The 17481-nt window shown below is 54.0% G+C and carries 14 protein-coding genes; 6 read left to right on the forward strand and 8 right to left on the reverse strand.

The genetic code is table 11. The annotated features are described in order from the left end of the window. Nucleotides 1–45: 45 nt before the first annotated feature. Complete coding sequence (locus tag AC2CGP_RS12355) at nt 46–855, reverse strand: inositol monophosphatase family protein (RefSeq protein ID WP_045363561.1); 810 nt, start codon at nt 853–855, stop codon at nt 46–48. 116 nt (nt 856–971) lie between these two features. Continuing rightward, nucleotides 972–1928, reverse strand: coding sequence for a LacI family DNA-binding transcriptional regulator (locus AC2CGP_RS12360; protein WP_163282125.1), 957 nt, complete (start codon nt 1926–1928; stop codon nt 972–974). Nucleotides 1929–2430: 502 nt separating this feature from the next. On the opposite strand from AC2CGP_RS12360, the gene AC2CGP_RS12365 reads away from it, so the two are divergent. From AC2CGP_RS12365 to AC2CGP_RS12390, 6 genes are all read left to right on the forward strand, one after another. After that, complete coding sequence (locus AC2CGP_RS12365) at nt 2431–3504, forward strand: catalase family peroxidase (RefSeq protein ID WP_213759404.1); 1074 nt, start codon at nt 2431–2433, stop codon at nt 3502–3504. Then, a complete protein-coding gene (locus tag AC2CGP_RS12370) occupies nt 3501–4085 on the forward strand; it encodes a cytochrome b (RefSeq protein ID WP_213708134.1) in 585 nt (194 codons plus the stop codon). Before AC2CGP_RS12365 ends, AC2CGP_RS12370 begins: the two co-directional genes overlap by 4 nt. A 331-nt stretch (nt 4086–4416) precedes the next feature. Further along, entirely contained in the window at nt 4417–5763 is a 1347-nt protein-coding gene (gene hdcC / locus AC2CGP_RS12375) for a histidine-histamine antiporter (RefSeq protein WP_484502348.1), read from the forward strand. 34 nt (nt 5764–5797) lie between these two features. Next, nucleotides 5798–6934, forward strand: a complete 1137-nt coding sequence (locus AC2CGP_RS12380; protein WP_015369839.1) for a histidine decarboxylase — start codon at nt 5798–5800, stop codon at nt 6932–6934. A gap of 116 nt (nt 6935–7050) precedes the next feature. Then, nucleotides 7051–8319 carry a histidine--tRNA ligase gene (gene hisS, locus AC2CGP_RS12385; protein ID WP_045387180.1) on the forward strand — a complete coding sequence of 423 codons (1269 nt, stop codon included), beginning with the start codon at nt 7051–7053 and terminating at the stop codon, nt 8317–8319. Between the two features lie 154 nt (nt 8320–8473). Then, nucleotides 8474–10255, forward strand: a complete 1782-nt coding sequence (locus AC2CGP_RS12390) for an ATP phosphoribosyltransferase regulatory subunit (RefSeq protein ID WP_228304164.1) — start codon at nt 8474–8476, stop codon at nt 10253–10255. Between the two features lie 32 nt (nt 10256–10287). Here the strand turns inward: AC2CGP_RS12390 and AC2CGP_RS12395 are convergent, their stop codons facing one another. Genes AC2CGP_RS12395 through AC2CGP_RS12420 form a run of 6 tightly spaced genes read right to left on the reverse strand, consistent with a single transcriptional unit; the run spans nt 10288 to nt 17458 of the window. Then, nucleotides 10288–11955 carry a PglL family O-oligosaccharyltransferase gene (locus AC2CGP_RS12395; RefSeq protein ID WP_484502349.1) on the reverse strand — a complete coding sequence of 556 codons (1668 nt, stop codon included), beginning with the start codon at nt 11953–11955 and terminating at the stop codon, nt 10288–10290. Nucleotide 11956: 1 nt separating this feature from the next. Further along, nucleotides 11957–12496 (reverse strand): fimbrial protein, encoded by a 540-nt coding sequence (locus AC2CGP_RS12400; RefSeq protein WP_015369835.1) that lies wholly within the window; start codon nt 12494–12496, stop codon nt 11957–11959. A 9-nt stretch (nt 12497–12505) separates the two neighbouring features. Beyond that, nucleotides 12506–13570, reverse strand: a complete 1065-nt coding sequence (locus AC2CGP_RS12405; protein WP_015369834.1) for a fimbrial protein — start codon at nt 13568–13570, stop codon at nt 12506–12508. After that, complete coding sequence (locus AC2CGP_RS12410) at nt 13567–14172, reverse strand: fimbrial protein (RefSeq protein ID WP_015703381.1); 606 nt, start codon at nt 14170–14172, stop codon at nt 13567–13569. Before AC2CGP_RS12410 ends, AC2CGP_RS12405 begins: the two co-directional genes overlap by 4 nt. An 11-nt stretch (nt 14173–14183) precedes the next feature. Beyond that, complete coding sequence (locus tag AC2CGP_RS12415) at nt 14184–14960, reverse strand: fimbrial biogenesis chaperone (protein WP_045359446.1); 777 nt, start codon at nt 14958–14960, stop codon at nt 14184–14186. Between the two features lie 26 nt (nt 14961–14986). After that, nucleotides 14987–17458 carry a fimbria/pilus outer membrane usher protein gene (locus AC2CGP_RS12420; RefSeq protein ID WP_484502350.1) on the reverse strand — a complete coding sequence of 824 codons (2472 nt, stop codon included), beginning with the start codon at nt 17456–17458 and terminating at the stop codon, nt 14987–14989. Between the last annotated feature and the right edge of the window lie 23 nt (nt 17459–17481).

Here is a 17481-nt window from a genome sequence, read left to right on the forward strand (position 1 = left end):
TACTGTGTAGGGTACATAATCAGAAACAGCCCGAACCTGTAAGGGTTAATGTAATGGTTGAAGAATCATATTTTTGAGTTGGGGATACAGCGTTTGGCTGGCCAGCAGGAGGGGATTACCATGGCGAATCCCCTCCTGCGCCAGAAAGTCGTTGGCGACGCCCCCCGCTTCGCGCATCAACACCAGACCGGGTAAGGCATCCCACGGGTTCATGTGCGGTTCATAGTAGCCAATCAGGCGCCCGGCGGCCGCCCATGCGCTCATCAACGCGCCGGAGCCATTGCGGATGAACATGCCGCCATCGCTGAGCAGCGCGTCAAGAAAAGGCAGGAATTGCGCCGGCGTCACCCGATGCGACGTTCCGACGCCCATCACCCCTTCTTTGACCGTTGCTGCGGGATGTGGGCGAATTGGCGTCTCATTGAGCCAGGCGCCATGGCCCCGTAGCGCGTGGAACAGTTCACGATGATTGGGATCGTAGACGACGCCAACCACCGGCTCGCCGTCAACGACGATCGCCAGCGACAAGCACCAGGTATGCAGCCCATTCAAAAAACAGCTGGTGCCATCAATGGGATCAACCACCCATAGCACCCTGGCGTCCGGCATCTGCGTACCGCTCTCTTCGCCGAGAAAACCATCCTCCGCAAACGCGTCAGTAATGCGCTGCTTAACAAAGGCCTCTACGCGTTTATCGGCCACGCTCACCACGTCCTGTAGGTCATTGCCCTTATGCTCTACCGCCAGCGCCTCGCGCTGCTGATAGTATTCGAAAGCCAGCTCGGCACCCGCTTTCGCCAGCTCGCAGGCCAGGCGATAGCGGGTCTGTAGCGCAGAGGAATCCAGTGATGTCATCATTTACTCCTTTTGCACACGTGTGCAATTTTATTTAAAAAAGCCCCGAAGAGCGCAGTGAGTGTGGATGTATTTTAGCGATAATTCTGTGATCGATTCATCATAAAATGAATTTTTCATTTAGCGCTATTACGAATTATTAATTTCACAGCGACTTCGCGGTGACGTGAAGGTTGATTGAATTTGGCGATCCGGCTAACCAGCATCTCCACCGCGTGATAAGCCAACAGCGTGGTGTCCTGCTGGATAGTGGTAAGTTGATAAGGCTGCCACTCCGCCTGGGGAATATCGTCGAAGCCAATAATTGCCGGCAGGACGGCTGCTGGATTATCCGCTCGTAGCCCATCCATCGCCCCAATCGCCAGCATATCGGTGGCGCAAAACAGCGCCTGCAATCCTGGCCTTTCCGCGGCGAGCCGGCGAGCGGCCGCAAAACCGGACTGATAACCGCCCGTTTCGCAGAAATGCGGCGTAACAGCCAGCCCGCTGGCATGTTGAATAAACCCCTCGTAGCGCTGCCGGGTGCTGAAATTGTCACGATTTTCGCCAATAAAACCGACGTCCCGGCACTGGCCTGCGTGCAACAGCTCAGCGGCCAGTTTCCCGCCGAGCGCGTTATCGCTGCTGACGCGATCGCAGCCGGGAAGTTCAGCGTGACGGTTGATAAGCGTAACGGGGATTTTTCGCGCAAGATACTCCTCAGCCAGCTCCAGCGGCGGCGCGCCGGAAGTGATAATGACGCCTGCGACGTGGTAGCTGAGAAGATGTTTTAGCGAAGGAGCTAACTGCTGCGGATCATCGGCGTTCATCAACAATGGCATAAATCCATGCAGCGCCAGCTGGTGGATCAGCGGCGCCAGCAGCTTACTGCGAAAAGGGTTATCGAACCCTGAAGTGATGATGCCGATAAAGTTGCTGCTGCCGGTGTTCATCGTACGGGCGATGATATTGACCTGGTAGCCCAGAGCTTCCGCGGCGGCCTGCACTTTGGCGCGGGTTTTCGGCGACACCGAGGCCCCAGGCGTGAAAGCACGGGAGACGGCTGAACGGGAAACGCCGGCGAGTTTCGCCACGTCTTCTGCTTTAATCCATTTTTTATCATTCATCGCTTTGATTTTTCAGTGAAATCCATCAGGCATAGAGGTTTCGCTCAACACATTACCCTCGTCACGCTGAAGGCAATGTATCCCGAGACCACTCTGACTTTCACTATACCCTGAATCGGGTTGGTAATGCCGACCAACCAGCGCAGATAATGACATTTTTTATTATCACGTTAACTGAACAGAAGTATAAACTTTTCGTGATATTGTTTCTTTCGTTCGCGCACCAATTATAATTATTATCATGATACTTAATGAAGAAATTAAAAAGCGGTTAAAGAAAAAACGTAACCAACTAAATCACAATGATTTTATTATAAACAATAATTTCCAGAAGCAATATCTTTGCAGCACAAAAAGATATAAAGGCAGCATTCAGATATCAACACCCCCTATATTCTCACGATATTAAACGTGTTGCGTGCGATATATCTCGCGTGACGTGAAATAAAACTTAACGATGGAAACGTCTATGTCAAAACTGGATTTCCGATCCCCAAATACCTGGCGCGCGCTGGCGTCGATCGCGGTCATCGTCGGGGCAACGGCAGCGGCATTCGCCTGGACCTCTGGTTGGCTGGGTTCGCGAACCACCAGCCAGTCATTAGTCCCCGATCCAGACAAGCCGTTTCCTGCCGGGTTTCGCCGGGCGCACGGCAAAGGGATCTGTTTTAGCGGGACGTTCGAGCCAGCCGCTCCAGCCGTTTCTTATTCCACCGCGCGGCTCTTTTCACAGTCGGAAACCCCCGTTGTCGGGCGATTCTCCATTGGCGCAGGTAATCCACACGCGGCTGATAATTCAACGAAAACCCTGAGCATGGCGCTGCTACTGAAAACGGACGATAAACAGCAATGGCGCATGGCAATGAACAACGAGCCCTACTTCGCCACCCGAAACCCGGAGGGCTTTCTTGCCATGAAGAAGGCCACCGCCGTCGACCCGGCCACCGGTAAGCCCGATCCGCAGCGTCTCGCGGCATTTTTACAGGACTACCCGGAAGCCAGTAAATATTTACAGTGGGCGGCGCAAAAGCCAGCGCCAGGCGGCTTTGCCGGGGCAACATTTTATAGTATTAACGCTTTCTATCTCGTGAACGCCGACAGCCAGCGCCAGCCCGTACGCTGGATGATGCGGCCACACGATCCATTTGTCTCTATCGCTGATGAACAGCGACAGAAAGCCGACCATAACTTCCTGTTCGAACAATTACAGCAGCGACTTTCTCAGCATCCTATTTACTGGGATTTGGTATTGCAACTCGCCCAAGCTGGCGACGCGGTGGATGACCCTTCGCAGCCATGGCCAAACGATCGCCAGCAGGTCGTCGCCGGTACGCTCAAAGTCACCCAACTCGTCGCCCAAGCCGAAGGCGCCTGCCGTGACGTTAACTTTGATCCTTCCATCGTGCCTGCTGGAGTAGGGATCTCTAACGATCCCGTCTTAAATGCGCGCTCTGGCGCCTATTCGCATTCCTGGAGCCGTCGCGAACGGGAAATTGGCTATGGCAAAGCAACCGAAGCCGTGCAAAAAACGGAGGTTAAATGAACTCTAATCACCACAAGCAAGCGCGCGCGCCGCAGCATTTCAACCCTCTGGCGAGATATCTGCATTGGCTGATGGCAATCATGATCCTGACCATGCTGTTCATCGGCGCAGCTATGATGACTTCATTACACCATCGCATTTGGTTGGTGGATGTACATCGGCCATTGGGGATCGCTATTTTGCTGCTGGCGCTCATCCGCCTGGCCAACCGGTTTTATAGCCGGCAGCCACCTCTTCCTGCGGAGCTCTCACGCTGGCAGGTACTAGCGGCAAAAGCGTCACACTGGGCGCTATACGCGCTGATGCTGGCAATGCCATTGCTTGGCTGGGCGCAACTGTCGGCAGCGGGCGTTCCGATTGTTATGTTTGAAGGGCTTAACCTTCCGGCCATTACCCCGACCAGCCCGGTGCTTTTTGCCTGGTTTCACGATGCCCATCGCCTGCTAGCTAAACTGCTCTTTGCGGTGGTGTTGCTACATCTTTCTGCGGCATTAGTGCACGCATGGATATTCCGCGACGGCGTGTTTGCCAGCATGGCGAAAAGTACCAGCCGGTCCAGTAAACCACCTGTAGAGCGGTGAAACTTAATAATTAGGTATGTTGAAGTAAAAATAAGGGGCTTTTGCCCCTTATTTTTTGCATCCGAAAAATCAGCAGCCACTCATTGTAGCGCTCGCCTATAAAAATTAGCCCTCCCGTTATTTATTAAACAATCACCACTAACCTTGATGATTAAATAAAAAAGGGGACGGAGTGAATTACCTAATCACTGTTTAAAAAATGTACCAAAATTAATATGTATTCGCGCATATCATTTTCAAAAAATGATGTAGATCATATTCCCCCCCCTGCCCTGTGAAAAAATGCGTTTAATAACCAAGTAAGCATTTACTTAATACAGAGGGGATATATATGGGAAGCGTCAGCGCGGGTACTGCGCAAAAAATGGGGTTAACGGCACTAACCCTTGTGACCGCATCAAATATGATGGGTTCCGGTGTTTTTATGTTGCCGACCAATCTCGCCGGAGTGGGATATATTTCACTATGGGGATGGTTGTTTACTATTATTGGCGTAATTGCGTTGGCGTTGGTTTTCGCTAAAACCAGCCTCATTACCCCTCGCGCGGGAGGGATCGTGGCCTATGCCAGCGATGCGTTTGGCCCTTTCATCGGTTTTCAGACGACGATTTGCTACTGGATTAGCGCCTGGATTGGCAACGTCGCGCTCCTCGTCGCCGGGGTCGGCTATCTGAGCTACTTCTTCCCGGCGCTTCATAATCCGGTTTACGGTTGTATCACCGCTATCGCTATTCTGTGGGCATTTATTGCCTTAGGCAGCCTGGGGGCTAAAACGGCCGGGCGCGCGCAGTCCTTCACCGCCAGTTGCATGCTGGTCGTCGTACTGGGTGTGGGCATTGTCGGCTGGTTCTGGTTTGACCCGAAAATGTTCGCTGAAGTCTACAACGGGACGGGCAACAGCGACAGCTCAGCGATCGTCTCCGCGGCCTCCATTGCGCTGTGGGGTTTCTTAGGGGTGGAATCCGCCGTGGTTTCCAGCGGACAGGTGGAAAATCCTGAACGCACGGTACCTCGCGCAACCGTATATGGTCTGCTGATTGCCTCCGTATGTTACGTCGGTAGCTGTACCGTTATCATGGGCCTGGTTCCCCACGCCGAACTGGTCAAATCTGCCGCCCCATTCGCCGATGCGGCACGCTATATGTTTGGCGATATGGCCGGCAACATCGCCTCCGCGCTGAGTATTATCGCCTGTTTTGGCTCCATTTCCGGCTGGTTGATTCTACAGTCAGAAGGGCCGCGGGCCGGGGCGAAACAGGGGTTATTTCCGCAGATTTTCGCCGAGACCAATAAAAATGATGTCCCGATGAAAGGTCTGATTATTTCTGGCGTGCTGATGAGTCTGGTGCTGTTACTGACGGCTTCCCCCGATCTCGCCAAACAGTTCCAGGTGGTGATTCTGATGTCGGTATTTGCCTCCCTGCTGCCTTATATGTATGCCATTATCGCGCTACCTATCATCATGGTTTCTAAAAAGCTCAACCGTGGACGTGGTTTTATGTTTTATTGCGTCCTGACTGTCATCGGTATGATTTACAGTATATTCGCCCTGCTCGGTTCGGGTACCGATTCCATTTTCTGGGGCACAATTATGATGATGGTAACCATTCCTCTGTTTTCTTTTGTCGCGGCCGGACGTAATAAAAAAGGCCAGGATATTCTTTACCTTCAAAAATAATATTTTATTCACCAACATAAATATGGAGATTCATATGTCTTTATCTATTGCCGATCAAAATAAACTCGATGCATTTTGGTCATACTGTGTAAAAAATCGCTACTTTAATATTGGCTACCCTGAATCTGCTGATTTTGATTACACCATGCTGGAGCGTTTTCTGCGTTTCTCAATTAATAACTGTGGTGACTGGGGGGAGTACTGTAACTATTTACTCAACTCTTTCGACTTTGAAAAAGAAGTCATGGAGTATTTCTCCGGCATATTCAAAATCCCCTTTGCGGAAAGCTGGGGCTATGTCACCAACGGCGGCACAGAAAGTAATATGTTTGGTTGCTATCTGGGAAGAGAACTGTTCCCGGAAGGCACGCTCTACTATTCAAAAGATACTCACTATTCCGTCGCCAAAATCGTCAAACTGCTGCGTATCAAATCGCAACTGGTGGAATCTCAGCCAGACGGAGAAATGGATTATGACGATTTGATCAATAAAATCAGGACCTCAGGCGAACGCCATCCCATCATTTTCGCCAATATTGGCACAACGGTACGCGGCGCTGTTGATAATATCGCTGAGATACAGAAACGTATCGCTGCGCTGGGGATCCCACGTGAAGATTATTATCTACACGCGGATGCCGCGCTAAGCGGCATGATCTTGCCTTTCGTGGAGGATCCACAACCGTTTACCTTCGCGGATGGTATCGATTCGATTGGCGTTTCCGGACACAAAATGATCGGCTCTCCGATTCCATGCGGCATTGTGGTAGCCAAGAAAGCCAACGTCGACCGTATCAGCGTAGAGATCGACTACATCTCTGCCCACGATAAAACGATTTCAGGGTCACGCAACGGTCATACCCCTTTGATGATGTGGGCCGCCGTTCGCAGCCATACCGATGCCGAATGGCATCGCCGCATTGGTCACAGCCTCAACATGGCGAAATACGCCGTGGATCGCTTTAAAGCAGCAGGTATTGACGCGCTGTGCCACAAAAACTCCATCACGGTGGTCTTTCCGAAGCCTTCTGAATGGGTATGGAAGAAACACTGCCTGGCAACGTCCGGCAACGTAGCCCATCTGATCACCACCGCTCACCACCTGGACAGTTCCCGGATTGATGCGCTGATCGATGACGTAATTGCCGACCTGGCGCAACGGGCGGCATAAGAGTGAGCAGCGGCAAACTGCCGCTGCCCGCTGGACAATCTGGTGGGTTGCAGCGCCAACCGGAACCCGCCAGACCTGCACAGTATATGGGAATTTCGCATCAGGAGTCATAAACGATGAGTGCAAAGTTAAAAGCCATACGTGGTATGCGCGACGTACTGCCCGCCGAAACGCCAATCTGGCAGTGGCTTGAAAATAAATTCCGGCGTCTGACCTACCGTTATGGTTACCAGGAGATCCGCTTACCCCTGCTGGAACCGGTCGCCTTATTCGAACGTGCTGTTGGCGAAGCCACAGATATCGTGGCCAAAGAAATGTACAACTTTACGGATAAAAGCGGCGAACAGATTACGCTGCGACCCGAGGGGACCAGCGGCTGTATGCGTGCGGTACTGGAAAATAATCTGTGTTACAACAAAACCCAGCGCCTGTGGTATCAGGGCCCGATGTTTCGCTATGAACGCCCGCAGAAGGGACGGCTGCGTCAGTTCACGCAGTTCGGTGCTGAAGCCTTCGGCATGGCCGGGCCGGACGTCGATGCTGAAATGATTTTTATGGTCCGGGATTTGTTCCAGGAGCTGGGCCTGACCCCGCATGTCAGGCTGGAAATTAATTCTCTGGGCACGCCGGATGAACGGCGGGCCCATAAAGCCGCACTTGTTGACTGGTTTAATGCTCATCGTGAGCAACTGGATGAAGATAGCCTCAAACGGCTGGAAACCAACCCATTACGCATCCTCGACAGCAAAAATCCGACCATGCAACCTATGCTGGAACAGGCGCCGCGATTGCTGGATTACCTGTCCGAAGACTCCCGTCACCATTTTTCGCTGCTCTGCGAACTGCTCGATAAGGCCGACATCCCCTATATCATCAATCCGCGTCTGGTGCGCGGACTGGATTACTACACCCGCACCGTGTTTGAGTGGGTGACTGATGAACTGGGCTCGCAGGGTACTGTCTGTGGTGGTGGCCGTTACGACGGCCTGGCGGAGTTATTCAATCCGAAGGCGTTGCCAGCCTGCGGTTTTGCCATCGGTATCGAACGCCTGCTGTTACTGATTCAGACCGTCAGCCAGAAAGATAATCCGTTGTGGCATTTTCACCCTGACGTGGTCATTACCAGTGAATGTCAGGATGATGGCCTGCGGGCCCAGATGCTGGCGGAGCTACTGCGCCAACGTATTGAAAAGTTAAGCGTGATGGTGGATTGCAGCGGCAACAAACTTAAACGCCAGCATCAGACCGCCCTGCAAAGTCAGTGTCGCGCGATAATCACGCTGAATACCGACAATGAGATACGGCTGTGGGACCTCGCCAGCTCCCGTCAAATGACGCTCGAAGAGAAAGCGCTCATTGACTGGCTGCAACAGCACTGCCAGTAAACACGTCCAGATTGGGTACCGTGCGGCAGGACGGTACTCGTCCCGGCGCTAATCCCGCCTTCAGCATTTCACCCTGACACACAGCGAGATCCTTAAGCAGAGAACCGTGGACATGCCGAGAAAAAACAGATTATTTATTCCGGGGATGCCGCATATGGCGCAGCTTCGCGGGCATAATGGCGAGGAGTTATTCCGCCACGAGGAGGATTACTCGGCCTTCGAACGGTGTATGCAAGACGCGGCGCAACGTTACGCCGTGTCTATTCATAGTTGGTCACTTGCCGTCCCACGTATCCTGCTGCTGGTCAGCGCTCCGGATAAACAGGCGCTGAGCCGTTTTATTCAGCATATCGGACGCAGCTATGTGCCTTATTACAATCGTCGTTACCAACGTCATGGCGCATTGTGGGATAGCCGCTACTTATGCAGCCCCCTGGAACCTGAAACCTATTTCCTGGCCGTGAAGCGCTTTATTGAATGTGACGAGGACGGGAGCCCGGGGTGCCATAGTCACGGTAATCTGCCTTCAGGTTTGATAGTCCCCCATCCTGTCTGGCTCAAGCTCGGTGAGAATGAGCAACAGCGACAGGCCCACTTCCAGGAATTCTGCCGGCAACCGGTCAATCGGGCGCTGGTGACCAGGATTCGCCATGCGCTGGCGCAAAATTGCCTGCTCGCCTCGCCAGCGTTGAGCCAGCAACTTGAAGCCCAGATGGAAAGGCCGCTGCGGGCACGACATTGCGGCCGCCCGCGTAAATATGAATCCTCCCCATCAGAACAGTGGACCTGGCTGGAACTTCAGGCTGAACAGTTTCTACGCCAGCATGGCTATCAACAAATCAGGTTACCCTTACTTGAACATACATCGCTATTCGCCCCAGGCGGCCCGGTGATGGCCGACAAGGGAAAATTACGTGGCGATGGGACAACCGGATGTCTGCGCCTGATGGCCGATAACCCTCATACCGCAGTAATGAGCCGGATTTGGTATTCGGGCGCCATGTTCCGTCAACGCTCTCTGGATGGAGATATCCGGCAAAATCATCAAATTGGCGTCGAAGCCTTCGGCATGCCGGGGGTTGATATCGAACTTGAGCATCTGGTTATGCAGGCGGTTTTCTTCAGGCGTATTGGCCTCGGTGAAATGGCGGAACTGCATATTAATATGCTGGGTGACGAGGCCTCGCTGGCGGCTTTCCGCCGGGCGTTGCGCGATTACTACCAGCCCATCTCGCGTTTGCTGAACTCGGAGCAGCAGCACTGGCTGGAGAAACATCCGGAGTGGTTGATCCATCATGAGGATATCCTTCTTCAGCGTCTTGCTCCTGCGGCGCCCTGCCTGGCGGATTTTATTACCGTTGACTCCCGTCATCGATTCCAGCGACTTCAGCACGCCCTGACCCAAGCCGGTATTGCCTGGCAATACGATCCTGCGCTGTTTCCCGCCAATGACTATTGTCAGTTGGTCTTTGAATGGCGCAGCATTGCCATGGAGCGCGAGTTAATCATCAGCCGTGGCGGCCGATACGACGCCTGCGCCAGCCGTATTGCTGAAAAACCGGTTTCCGCCTGCGGCTTTGCATTCATGATGGAGCCGATTGTCACTCTGCTCGGTTATCGTCCCCAACCCGCCAGAGCGCATCCGCCGACCGACATTGTGATTATTGCAGGCCAGCCTCGCGTGGCTGCTAAGGCAGTGCTGCTCGGGCGTAGCCTGCGTCAGCAATTTCCCTATTTAAGCATCATCAACGACTGCTCCCCCCAACGAATCAGCACCCGCTATAAAAATTCCAGACGCCTGGGGGCGAGATTTATTCTTGAAATCGAAGGCGACGGAGAAACGGTTATCCTCTCTGATTCACGAGACCATCGGATTAAGATTTGCACGCTTGATAACATCACCGATCGGCTCGCGCAGGTCGTTCTGTCTCAGTGATGAACGCAGGCCGATAAGAGGATATGTTTATCTCACTCCATTATTTGATTAAAAGGACGTCGCGCATCCTGCAGCCATGGAATACGCCTATCATTCGGGTATACCAGACAAAAGCGTGTCGCCAGACGATGCGCCTCGGCCAGGTCTCGCTGCTGTAACGCCAGCAAGATCTGCGTGAAGGAGACATTCGGGTCCGGTTGAACACGCACATAGTCAGGCGCCCAGCGGCGAACGGCTGCCAGCCAACGCTCATCACGGGTATGTTGATATCGTTGTAGATACCCCATCTGGACATCAAACCGGTAGCGAGTGGCAAGCAGCCAGCCTCCCACAGGGAGAGATTCGGCCAGACGCCACTGTGTTGATTGTCGCTCCGCCAGCGTCAGTTGCTGTTGCGTATGCAGCGTGAGAAACAACAATGGAGTGATGACAGCAACCGCGATCGATGCCACAGCGCGCAACAGCGACGCCAGGGTGAGCGGCAGCCGGGCCCCTTTTCGCCGGCAGTCTGCGCAACGAAGCAACAAAATCAGCAGTAGCCAATGTGGCGTTGACTGCCTGACGGGGTATTCCGTCAGCATATGGATAACCACGGGTAGCGCCGCCACCAGGCAGGCGCGATGCCAGCGATTGCCGTACAGCCAGAGCCATAAACCACTCGCCATAAAGCAAAGCGCCCCCAGCAGTCCAACCAGCCCTCCCTCCACCAGCCACAGCGCCAGTTCGTTATGCGGATGCGAGATGCTGCTCAGCCCCAACGGCCCCGCGCGTTCAAGAAACACGGCGGCGAAACTGCCCACGCCCCATCCGGTCCACGGACGCTCGGCAAATAATGCCAGCGATGCTTTCAACACCGTCCAGCGCACCTGGGAGGTCGTCAGGTGATTAATCGTCACCACCGACAAGAAATGGCGAGCAAGCGCGCCCGCTATCATGCCTATCGCCAGCGGCAGCAGGAGTAACAGCAGCGTACGGCGCTGCGCAGGAAAAACCGCCAGCAGCAAGACCTCGCCTACCGCCACAGACAGGTAACCGGTTTGCGACTGAGACTCATGCAGTACAAATCCCATTATCACCAGAGCAATCGCGATGATAATCCGATATCCGCCACGTAGCCGTAAAAAAAGCAATGCTGACAGCAGCACGCCACACGCCGTGAAGCTGGCCATCAGATTAACCTGCTGAAAAATACCGTAGGGGCGTGTACCGCGCCGCCAGGCAAACTCCCAGTAATTCACCCCCGGCCAATGCCAGTATTGATAGGTAAACGCCAGACATTCGAGGACGCACGCGCCCCAGAGCAGAGCCAGCAGTACTGTCAGCGTGTTTGTCGTAAGCGGAATTTGCAACGTCGCCAAATAGACAAGCACGCCTCCCAGCAACGCCCCCGCGACCAGCAGCGCCTCGGACCGCCAAACCTCAGGCGTCAACAGACAAAGCAACGTCAGAATGAGCGCCCCCATCGTAAACCCCGCGGCGGGTATAGTTATCCGCCAGCGTTGACGAGGTACCAGCATCAATGCGCTAGCTGCCAGCACAACGGCATAAATCCAGGCCGTTATATTTAGCGGCAACGACAAACCGCTACCGCCGTTATTCGGCCAGTAGAGATGCATTGCCCCACCCCAGAAAAACAGACTGACAACCAGCAATAATTTCTGCGCCGGCAGCGGCGCAATACGATGCAATGCGTTCATCATGCTACTGGTAGTTCAGCGTCCAGGTCCCGCTGGCGCTGAAGGGGCCGTATTCGAGAGTCTGATTTTTTAACGCCGACGGTTCCGCCGCGACCCATGCCAAAAAGTTCAGCGTCATCGAGCCTTCAGTAATCTCTTTGACTGACGTGCTTTCATCAAGGCGAATTGCCGTACCATCCTCTTCGCTCATTCCGATGCCGATTCCGGAGGCGCCTTGTTCACTGCTATCCAGCGCCAGATGATCCGCCAGCTCCGCATCTTCACTTCCGCTGAAAGTGACCGAGATCCCGCGAAAAACCTCCGGGTTGCAGTCGCGTAACTCAATGCTGAATTTTTTCGGCTTACTGCGCCCCGAGAGATAAAGGTCCTGGGTCGCGATTTGCCCGAAATCGACCTCGATTTTGTCGCCTCCTGGCGCAAGGCTGCAGGCCAGCGCTCGAATGGTGCCGTGAAAATACATATCGCCGCCGACCAGCTTAGTGTCGGCCTGCGCCAAGCCGCCAAGCAGTAGCGCGCTGGTGGCGATTAACAGCGTAAATCTCATGGCATCCCCCTACTGAAACTGCGCGACAACGGTGGCGGAGGCTTCAAACTCACCTTCTTTGACGCTTCCCACGCCCGGTTTGGCCACCGGCGCGGCGGTAAGATTCCAGTCGCCCTGATTCTGGTAAAAACCCTTCACGTTGTAGAACTGATTGGGCACGACGGTGCCGCCGCTCGCGTCTTTAATCACAATGCCGAGATCGTCGCGTTTTTGGCCGCCGCTTAGCGTGCCGAGGAGATGATCGTTAAATCCCGCCGTGCCTGACGCCGTGGTAGTTTGTACGCCAAGATTAATGTTCAACGCGCCCTGATCGAAGCTCCCCCCCTCGCAGACCACATGAATGGGGATCGACTTGCTGTAGTTGGTGCCGTTGAGCCGGGCGGCGGAGCCTGGCAGATCGCCAAATTCAATGCTGATTTTGTCTCCGCGATTAAAGATGCATTTGTCCGGCACGGTAATGAGCCCGGATTTAATGACCACACGGGAAATTGGCGTTGTCGGCGTAGGGCCAGCGCTGCCCAGACGTCCAGCAACCTCCACCAGCGACTGAGAAGTGATATTGATGCCGTTAATAATGGGTTTAGTGACAATAAACGTCACTTTCCCTTTAGAGCCACTTTCAATGTTAGTGGCTCGCTCGTAGCCTTTGCGCTTTTTGCAGTTATGGTCGTTGTAGCGATTCGAAAAGTTGGTGAACGGCGCCTGAACGTAGTCGTTATACCGCCCGGCGACCCATACCTTCACTTCCACATCCAGGTAATCATTCAGACGAAAACGGTTCGCTCCCTGATTAGAGGGCGGCATGGTGGTCGTGGTGGTGTAGTAAATCGGCTGGCGCGAGATGTCGGCCTGCTCACAATGAAAATCCACGACATACCAACTGCCCAAATTCCAGGTGAACGGATCCGTTCTGCCGCCCTCGTGGTTTTTGCTGACATCCAGTGAGTTCAGTTCAATATCGTACTGATGCGGCGATCCGCCCTGAGGTTCTCCCTCACCGAGAGTAAATGCCTGCCCGGCCAGCGGACAGCCAGCCAGGACGACCCACAGCAGCGCTTTGTGCAATACGCTCATAGATACTCCAGCTTAAGTCTGACCAGACCGTTAAATTCGCCAGCGGTCACCTCCTGCCCAAAAGATTCCAGCGCGGCAAGAAAGTGAATCGCGTTATCGCCCGGCTTGAGGATCCACATGCGTTGCGGTTGATTCAGGTGGATCAACTGGTTGCGTTCGGTCAGTAGCCGAATGCCCGCGCCGCGCACATCGCCGCGAATCCGCCCAAGATCGCTGTTTTCCGGCGCACTTTCGGCCATCAGTGTCATCGAAACGCCACGCTCCACCGTACTGTGCGACAGCTCAGGGAGCTCGCTGGTCTGCCCAGGAAAGTCCTTTAACGTGTGCCCGGAGCCTTTTAAGCAGCCATTCAGGTGCAGCGTCACCAATACCGGATCGCTGCGATCGCCGCTCTGGCGAAAGCGGCTGGCGGAAATATCACCGAGATCGATGGTCTGATCGCGTGAAGCCATATCCAGCACGCACGGCGAAACGAATACCCGACCGTGAAAGCGGACGTTGCCATACTCGCCGGAAACGTTGCTCATATCATGGCGGCCGCTTGTGGCCTGAACCGAGCAGGCCATGCCTGCCATCAGCAGAGCGCAAAGCATCTTTTTCATTTACGAGTCCTTTACCGGGGCTGTTGCTCCATCGGCAATGCTTTACACACATTGCCTGTGCAGCTGAATTTCAATTCAGGGTGACCGCCAAAATCGTTCACGTACATCATGCTGAACTGGCTGACGCTGGCGTCCGAGACGTTGAAATCGAGAGAGGATTTTGGCGGGATCATAATCCCCGGGAAATCAGTCAGTCTGCCGCCGCCCTGGGCTTCAGGTTTGCGGCTTAAGCCGATTAAGGTGACGAAGTATGGCGTTGGGTTATCCACGGTCCAGCGCTGACCCTGCTTGTGAAAGATCAGTTGGTTTTGCCACACCGCCCCCGGCGTTTCCGGCACGATAGCTGTCGGCCGATAGAACAATTTGATCCGCGACTGCATCGCCAGCTGCAGCACGTTCGGCTTATCCGGTTTTGGCGGAATTTCACGCACGTTCAGGTAGAACAGACTCTCGCGATCCTGTGGCAACGCGTTAATTCCGCTGGTTTTCGTCACACGGGCGATTCCCTTCTGCCCACCGTTAATCCGTTGCAGCGGCGGTAAGACCATTAATGGCGAGGTAATTTTTGTTCCGTGTGCGTCCTCTACCCATGACTGAGCCAGAAATGGAATGCTTGGGCTGGTGTTGGTTAAGTTCGCACTTACCGAGCGAGCATCACCGGTGATAATCATGCGTGTACGGTCGAGCGCAATACCCGCCCACGAAGCATTGATCTGGGCAATAAAAAACAGGCCACAGGCGACGGGTTTAAGCCAACGGCGCGCGAATTTAAGAGATTGATTATTCATGACAAAATTCATTCAGGTTATTGAAATTATTCACAAGGCAACAGCACGTTACCTTCCGGGTTGATTTGTTGTGGCACCTGTAAGTGACACTGCGCACGGCCAGCCCAGGCAACGGAAAGACGCTCGGACGGATTCACCCCCGCAATCCAGGCCATGCCGTTTTCCATCACCATGGCGACGCTGACGCCGTTGGCGTTAAACACTTCGGCGCCAAACGGCGGCACCGAGCCATCCTTCAGGCGCAGCAGCGCCATCATTTTTTGCCCCTGCGCGACGGCAAAGCGCTGGTAGCCAATGGCGCCTTCCGTCAGGGTGTTAGTCACGATCGCTTTGGTCGCGGAAATATCCTCGTCCATGACGTCCACATCGATACGGGTATCAAAGCTGTGATAACTGACGACGTCCGGTACAACGGCAATACCGAAACGGTTTGAGTGCGCCTGTTCGCCGTTAAGCGGCACATTGGCAACGCCATCGGTATCAACCATCACTCTGGCGGTATTCATTGACGCCTGACTGTTATGTAACGCCGCCCCGTGACGCGTCGCCGTAAAGCCGCCGCGTACCGTGCCGCCTACGGAGAAATAGCGTGATTGCTGCCAGCTGACGTTCGATTCCAGCTCCGCCATCATGCTGCGATGCTGGTAATAACCATCAAATGCCGTACGCCCTTCCCCGGAAACCCCTGCGCGCAAACGCCACGGATTATTACGATCGCGGTTATCGGAATACGAAACCATTTGGCTGGTCTGGTTACCGCTGTTCTGTAATTCATAATCCATGGAGCGGCCATCGCCCCATGGCACTGAAATTGAAAGCGAAAGACTGTCGTCCCGTTTGCCCTGATACTCAGAGCGATAAGCCGCGAGGTTGGCGCTGATCCCCTGGATTCCCGCGAAGGAAAAACTGTGTCCCATCGATAATCCGTAACGATCCTGGGAACCGCGATCCCAATAGTTCTGGTGGGTATAGGTAAGGTATAACGTGGTCGCTAAATGCGGATCGTCAGCAAAAAAGGTTTTGTTGCCGGTAACGGTGTACATCTCTTTTTCGTTGCCGGCGCTGTTGTTACTTTCATACTGCTCGTCGAGAAACTGCGAGAAGGTGCGAAAGGTTCGCTGTGAAAAGCGGTACCCGGCAAAGGTAATCGCGCTGTTGTACTCATCAAAGGTTTTGGCGTAGCTGAGCTTAAAGGACATGCCTTTTTGTTCAGCCTGATGCTTCACCCGACTCACGGATTGCGTCGCATCGGCCGACAGCGCTCCCAGCCAGTTTAAATCCCGTCCTATCCCCATCGACCAGGCGTTGTAGCGCTCGCCGGTGAGCAACGCACCGCCGTACAGTGACCATGCATTGCTCACCCCCCAGGAAAAATCGCCGCTATAAAAAGCAGGGCCCTGAACGTCGTGGTTATAACGCGACGGCTTACCAACCGCGGCGTTGTAGCGAACATAGCCCGGACGCGTCAGATAAGGGATATCAGCCGTATTGACCTGGAAAGTTTGTACGCTGCCATCCTGCTCTTCGACGCGCACATCCAACGTACCGCGTACCGAACCGTGCAGATCCTGAATATTAAACGGCCCCGCAGGGACGGTGGTTTGATAGATAACACGCCCCTGCTGACTGACGGTGACCTTCGCATTACTGCGGGCGATGCCGTGCACTTCAGGCGCGTAGCCCTGCAAATTTGGCGGCAGCATACGCTCATCGCTGGCGAGGTTGACCCCGGTGAAGCGCACCGAATCAAAAACCTGAGAATTCAAATAGATTTCGCCGACCGTCAGTTTTGCAGCCTGCATCGGTAACGGGCGATATGCATAGATCTGATCCCAGTCGATACGCCCATGATTATCATCTGAAGTGTAATTGGCCTGATACTGGCCACGAAAACGCCATGCGCCGAGGTTAAAACCTGTCTGCCCATAGCCGGACAGAGAGCGATAGTGATCGCCACCCTGTTCGTAATGCGTGGCCTGCCCTGAAATGCTGTAGTCAAAAATCAGCCCGGCGACGCCGTTATCCCAACGCTCAGGCGGCGTCCAGTCTGGGTCGGTATATTTCATCCATGCCTGAGGCACGGTAATGTCCAGTACGCCTGCGCTATTATTCAGCGCCACACCCGGCAGGTGGGAAATGTCATAGCAGGTTGCGCTAATGGCATGAATATGGGTCAGCGCCTCTTCTTTGAGCGCCAGTAACTCAAGTTGTTGCGCCGTCAGACACGCCATAGATTTATGTGAGTTAGCAGGATCGGCGATATAACGGATTGTCTGCTGAGGAATCTCCTGGCTGTTAATTCGAACATCCAGCAGATATTCTCCGGGAGCCACAAAGTTGCCTTCGGAAAAACGCTGTAAATCGACATTATGCCTGTCGCTGGCATCCAGTACGTCGGTATTAAATTCAATAGCCTCATCCGCTTCAGCCCATGAAGCGGCGCAGACCAGAGCAATAAATAGCGCCAGACGTTTTTTATCTGTTTTCAGCGTGATCATTTTCGTTCGCAACCTTCAGATAC

It is taken from the genome of Klebsiella sp. SYXHC3 (genome assembly GCF_057196925.1).